Here is a 5,793-nt window from a genome sequence, read left to right on the forward strand (position 1 = left end):
ACCTTTTTCCGGCTTTATGGATTCCGGATTTATTTATGAAAAGAGTACAAGAAGACGGTCTTTGGACTCTTTTTGACCCGTATGAAACGGGGGACTTGACAGACCTTTACGGAGAAGAGTTTGAAAAGAGATATATAGAGTATGAAAACAATGAGAATATCTAAAAAAGAAGAATAAAAGCAAAAGAACTTTGGAAAAAGATTTTGCTTGAATATTATGAAACGGGAAATCCTTTTCTTTGCTTTAAAGACAACGCTAATAAAAGAAATCAAAACGACCATGCCGGAATTATCAGAAGCTCAAATTTGTGTACGGAGATTTTTCAGAATACAGAGCCAAACCATTATAAAGTAAAAGTTATTTTTGAAGACGGAAGTGAGAGATTTTTTGAAGAAGATGAAGATGTTAAAGTCTCTTTGGGAGAGGTCGAGGTAGTTGTCAAGGGTAAAAAAATTACTTCCCTTCATTCAATTGACGGGAAAAAAGTCTATATGGTGGAAAAAGTACCGTTTGACGGTAAAACGGCGGTTTGTAATCTGGCCAGTGTAAATCTAAGTCGTGTAAATACGCCTGAAAAAATAGCCGAGGTTGTTCCTGTGGCGATTAGAATGCTTGATAATGTAATTGATTTGAATTATTATCCTGTTAAAAAGACAAAAGATACAAACCTTAAAAACAGGGCTATTGGACTTGGGGCTATGGGTGAGGCTCAGCTTTTAGCTGAAAAACAGATTTTCTGGGGAAGTGATGAACATCTGAAATTAATTGATGAAATATTTGAAGGCATCAGTTATCATGCTATTAATGCAAGCTGTGATTTGGCAAAAGAAAAGGGTGTTTATCCAGAGTTTGAAGGAAGCAGGTGGAGCAGGGGGATTTTGCCTATAGATACGGCAAGCGAAGAGGCTAAAAAACTTGTGGAAAGAGACCTCTTTTCGGCTATGCAGTATGACTGGGAAGGGCTTAGAAAAAAAGTAAAAGAAGGTATTAGAAACGGATATTTAATGGCAATAGCGCCTACGAGTTCTATTTCCATTCTTACAGGTACCACTCAGACTATTGAGCCGGTTTACAAAAGAAAATGGTATGAAGAAAATCTAAGCGGTCTTATTCCTGTGGTTGTTCCAAATCTGAGTGCCGATACGTATATGTTTTATACTCCGGCATACGAACTTGACCAGAGAATTCTTGTAAAAGCCGCAGCCATCAGACAAAAATGGATAGACCAGGGGCAGAGTCTTAATATTTTCATTACAACCGATAAGGCAAGCGGAAGATATCTGAATGAGATTTATACTCTTGGATGGAAATTAGGACTTAAGTCGTTTTATTATTTAAGAAGCCAGTCTCCTGAAGTTAATGAAGAGGTAATGGACAGAAGCGTTGAGTGTTTTGGATGTCAGTAGTGAAAATGCTAAAAATCGAATCGGATAAAAATTTAATCCGTTTAATCGGAGTTTTAGATAAAAACACCATACCTGATATTTATTTTTTGAAAGAAAAAAAGAATTTAATTATAGATTTAAAAGAAATTAAAAATATTGATTATGAAGGGGCTTTATTTTTAATAGAAATTTCTAAGAGCAATAAACTCATAAACATGTCTTCTTCCGTGAAAGAGATATACGATTTTGTGGGCTCCACTTTAAAAGACTTAAACATTCCGGCTCCTCCTGATATTTTTACTCAAACAAAAGATTATGTTTTAAAAATTATTGATGCGATAAAAGAAAACACATTAAATTTTTTACTTTTTTTCGGGGAGTTTATCTATTTTTTAATTTTTTTAATTACTCATCCGTGGAAATTCAGATTTAAAGAAACGGCGGCGGTTATGGTAAAAGCAGGAGCCGGGGCGCTTCCTATTGTGGGGCTGACTTCATTTTTGGTCGGTGTGGTTGTGGCTTATCAGGGGGCAGTGCAGCTTAGTAAGTTCGGAGCTAATATATTTATTGTGGATATGCTTGATATTTCTATGTTCAGGGAAATCGCACCTCTAATTTCAGCGATTGTGGTAGCGGGAAGAAGCGCGTCTTCATTCAGTGCCGAAATCGGGGTTATGAAACTCACAGAAGAGATTGACGCTATGAAAACGCTTGGATTTGAACCTTTTTGGTTTATTGTGATTCCGAGGGTTGTAGCTATGATGATAGCTATGCCTTTGATAGTTTTTTTTGCCGATATGATAGGGGTTTTTGGAGGTATGATAATTTCTTTTATTGATTTGAATATTGGTTTTGATATGTTTTTAGAACGCACGAAAGAGGTTTTGGCTTTAAAACATGTGTTTATCGGACTTGGAAAAGCTCCTTTTTTTGGAACAGTAATAGCCCTTATAGGAACTTACAGGGGATTGCAGGTCAGGAATTCTACGCAGGATATAGGTAAATATACTACAAAAAGTGTTGTAAACGCTATTTTTTGGGTAATAGCGCTTGATTCGTTGTTTTCAATAATACTTGCAAAGCTTGGGATATGAAAGAAATTATAAAAGTAAGAAATCTGACAACTAAGTTCGGGAAAAAAATCATTCATGATAATATTGATATAACAATATATGAAAGCGAAATTTACGGAATTTTAGGGGCCAGCGGCAGCGGGAAAAGTACACTTTTAAGAGAAATGATTTTGCTTGAAGACAGATTTAAAGGAACAATAGAAATTATGGGTAAAAATGTAAAAAAGCTGAGTTTAAAAGAAGAAATTGAATTAAAAAAAAACTGGGGGGTGTTATTTCAGTTCGGAGCACTTTTTTCTTCATTAACAGTTCTTGAAAATATAAGCGTGGTACTTGAAGAATATACAAAATTACCTGATGAGTTTATTGAAAAAACGGCTTTTTCAAAAATTAAACTTGTAGGATTAAATGAAGACGTTGCATATCAGATGCCAAAGAGTCTAAGCGGCGGAATGGTTAAAAGGGCGGCGCTTGCAAGAGCTTTGGCACTTGATCCTAAACTGTTGTTTTTGGACGAGCCTACAAGCGGTCTTGACCCTGTGAGTGCAAGGGCATTTGATTCTTTGATAAAAGAACTGCATTCTTTTTTTAAACCTACGGTGGTAATGGTAACGCATGACCCACAGACAATAGTAAATGTGCTTGATAGGTTTTGTATACTTATAGATAAGAAAGTTGTTTTTGAAGGAACGTTTAAAGAGGCTGTGAATTCAAAAAATGAAAAAGTTCAAAAATTTTTAAAACCTATACTTATGGAGATAGAATGAATAGAAAAGTAAATTATTTAATTTTGAGTGTTTTTACGATATTTTTAAGCGCGGGAGCCGTATATTTTATATACTGGCTTGGGAATTTCAGTATCAATAGAAAACCTAAAAGCTATTATAAAGCCGTTTTTCACGAATCAGTTTCTGGGCTTAATATAGCTTCTCCCGTAAAATATATGGGGTTAAATATAGGTAGTGTAAAAAAAATTACAATTAATCCCGATGAACCTGATTCGGTTATTGTTACTTTCACTGTTGATAAAAACATTCCCTTAAGGAGCGATTCTTATGCGTTTATCGCACTTGAGGGTATTACCGGACTTAAATATATTGAAATTGAAGGGGGAAGTAAAAATTCACCAATTTTAAAAACATCAAAAACCAATCCTGCAACAATAAAAACAATTCCCTCGTTTAACGCAAAACTGTTTGAGACCGTATCAAAGACTACGGATAAGTTAAATAAACTGCTGGATAATTTAAACAATGCTTTGAGTGCGGAAAAGATTTCCCATGTTCACAAAATTTTATTGCATTTGGAAAAAATTTCGGCATATCTGGATAAAAATAAATATTTACTTGAAAAAAGTATTAAAAATTTCAACGATATGCAAAACAATATAAAGACTGCCGTTAAAGAAGTAAAAAAAGAAATTTCCAAATTAGCCGCCCATACGCTGAAAACTGAAACGGATATTAACAAAAGCATACATTCTGTTTCGAAAAACACCAGCAACCTTATAATTGATCTTGATAAAAAAATAAAAAGCGGGCAGTATGATTTTAAAGATATAGTTGAGAAAAATTTAAAGCCGCTTGATAAATCAAATAAAGAGCTTCAAAAAGCGCTTATCAAACTTCAGCTTTTATTAAATCAACTGCAAAATTCACCGAGCGATATTATTTTTAAAAAAGCAAATCCACCAAAAGGACCCGGAGAATGAAAAAACTGTTTTTAATAATTCCCCTTTTTTTCCTGGCGTGTTCTACTAAAAACCAGGTTGTCAGTTATACGATTAACGATACGGATATCAAAGTAAAAAAATCTGAAAAAACCGTAAACCTCAGTATAGATTCCGATAGGATTCTAAAAACCGGAAAAATATACTGGCAAAAAGGTTATAAAAAAAATCCTTATCTTTATTCCCAATGGATTGACGATTTTGACAATTTAATTAAAAAAAGCGTTTATAATGCGCTTTTTCACTCCTTTAAAGCCGTCTATTTTAATAAAAAAGGGGATATTGATTTAAAACTTTTTATTACGGATGCCGTGCATGTTGTTACTGAAAAAAATTCATACGTTTTGCTTGATATTAAAGCGTATGCCAACGGTAAAGCCAAAGATTTTAATTATAAAATTCCATGTAAAAAGAATGCAAAAAGTGCCGTTGCGGCTTTTAACAAGGCTGTTAAAAGATTTGAAGAGGATTTGATAAAGTGGCTTAGGAAGAGAGGTTGAAGGGAAAAAAAGGGGGGGAAGGATGAAGGGGGAAAGTTGAAGGATGAAGGGAATGGTAAAATATCAGATTTCTTTTAGTTATAATTATAAAAAACATAAAGGGGCAAAATGCAGATAAAAAGACTTTTTAACTATAACTGTCCCGTACATAAAGGGAGTACTACATCTATTATCAACGGATGTACCGAAGGGATTATCAATTTAAATAAACTTTCGTATCCATGGGCTTATAATCTGTGGGAGATGATGCTTGCTAATACCTGGTTTCCAAGAGAAGTGGACTTAACCGAAGATGCCAGACAATACAGACAGCTGTTGCCGGCTGAAAAGAGAATGTACGATAAAGCTCTAAGCCAGCTTATTTTTATGGATTCAATTCAGACAAACAACACCCCGGACCATGTAAATCCTTGGATTACGGCGCCTGAGGTTAATATGTGTCTGGTTCGTCAGGCATTTGAAGAAGCGCTTCATTCTCAAAGTTACGCCGTAATGGTGGATAGTATTTCACTTAATACCGATGAAATTTATGAGATGTGGAGAGCGGATGAAAATCTTCGCAAGAAAAACGAATTCATAGGAAATGTTTATGAAGAGTGGGGGTTAAAGGCTCTAAACGGCGATGATGAGGCTAAAGTTTATATGATAGTGGCAAATCAGTGTCTTGAGGGTGTCTATTTTTATAACGGTTTTGCCGCTTTTTATGTGCTTGCAAGGGCAGGTAAGATGCTTGGAAGCGCTCAGATGATTAGATTTATTCAAAGAGACGAAGTAACCCATACACTTCTTTTTGCCAATATCTTTAAAGAGATAAAAAAAGAATTTCCTGAACTTTTTACACCGCAAGTTATTAAAAATATAAAAGATATGTTATATTCTGCTTATGAACTTGAAAGAGACTGGGGATTTTACATTACAAATGATGAAATATTAGGTCTTAGTAAAGAGCTCATTGACAGGTTTACTAAATATTTAGCCAATAAAAGAGCCCAGGCTATGGGGCTTGAATTGCTGTTCCCGGAAGTTGGACTTAAAAACCCTATCAGCTGGTTTGACAGTTTCAGCAGTTTTAACGACCAGAAAACAAACTTTTTTGAAGGAAACGT

General features: G+C 34.7%; 5 protein-coding genes and 1 pseudogene. All 6 read left to right on the plus strand.

The features are described from left to right. Positions 1-1,406 (plus strand): annotated as a pseudogene (locus tag ACXJH6_RS00170) (ribonucleoside-diphosphate reductase subunit alpha); the annotation flags it as partial. Continuing rightward, positions 1,397-2,479, plus strand: coding sequence for an MlaE family ABC transporter permease (locus ACXJH6_RS00175; RefSeq protein WP_456469740.1), 1,083 nt, complete (start codon positions 1,397-1,399; stop codon positions 2,477-2,479). The pseudogene ACXJH6_RS00170 and the gene ACXJH6_RS00175, both read left to right, overlap by 10 nt. Further along, complete coding sequence (locus ACXJH6_RS00180; protein ID WP_456469741.1) at positions 2,476-3,225, plus strand: ABC transporter ATP-binding protein; 750 nt, start codon at positions 2,476-2,478, stop codon at positions 3,223-3,225. Before ACXJH6_RS00175 ends, ACXJH6_RS00180 begins: the two co-directional genes overlap by 4 nt. After that, the gene (locus ACXJH6_RS00185) at positions 3,222-4,169 is read left to right on the plus strand and encodes an MlaD family protein (RefSeq protein ID WP_456469742.1); all 948 of its coding nucleotides are present in this window, start codon (positions 3,222-3,224) and stop codon (positions 4,167-4,169) included. The genes ACXJH6_RS00180 and ACXJH6_RS00185 overlap by 4 nt, the downstream gene beginning before the upstream one ends. Further along, complete coding sequence (locus ACXJH6_RS00190; RefSeq protein ID WP_456469743.1) at positions 4,166-4,687, plus strand: hypothetical protein; 522 nt, start codon at positions 4,166-4,168, stop codon at positions 4,685-4,687. The genes ACXJH6_RS00185 and ACXJH6_RS00190 overlap by 4 nt, the downstream gene beginning before the upstream one ends. A 108-nt stretch (positions 4,688-4,795) precedes the next feature. Further along, positions 4,796-5,793 (plus strand): ribonucleotide-diphosphate reductase subunit beta (locus ACXJH6_RS00195; protein WP_456469744.1); only part of this gene is annotated, 998 nt, incomplete at its 3' end.

It is taken from the genome of Caminibacter sp. (assembly GCF_053999135.1).

Coding starts and splice junctions, on each gene's coding strand:
- ACXJH6_RS00185 (WP_456469742.1), top strand. CDS start 3,222: ATGAATAGAAAAGTAAATTATTTAATTTTGAGTGTTTTTACGATATTT.
- ACXJH6_RS00180 (WP_456469741.1), top strand. CDS start 2,476: ATGAAAGAAATTATAAAAGTAAGAAATCTGACAACTAAGTTCGGGAAA.
- ACXJH6_RS00190 (WP_456469743.1), top strand. CDS start 4,166: ATGAAAAAACTGTTTTTAATAATTCCCCTTTTTTTCCTGGCGTGTTCT.
- ACXJH6_RS00175 (WP_456469740.1), top strand. CDS start 1,397: ATGTCAGTAGTGAAAATGCTAAAAATCGAATCGGATAAAAATTTAATC.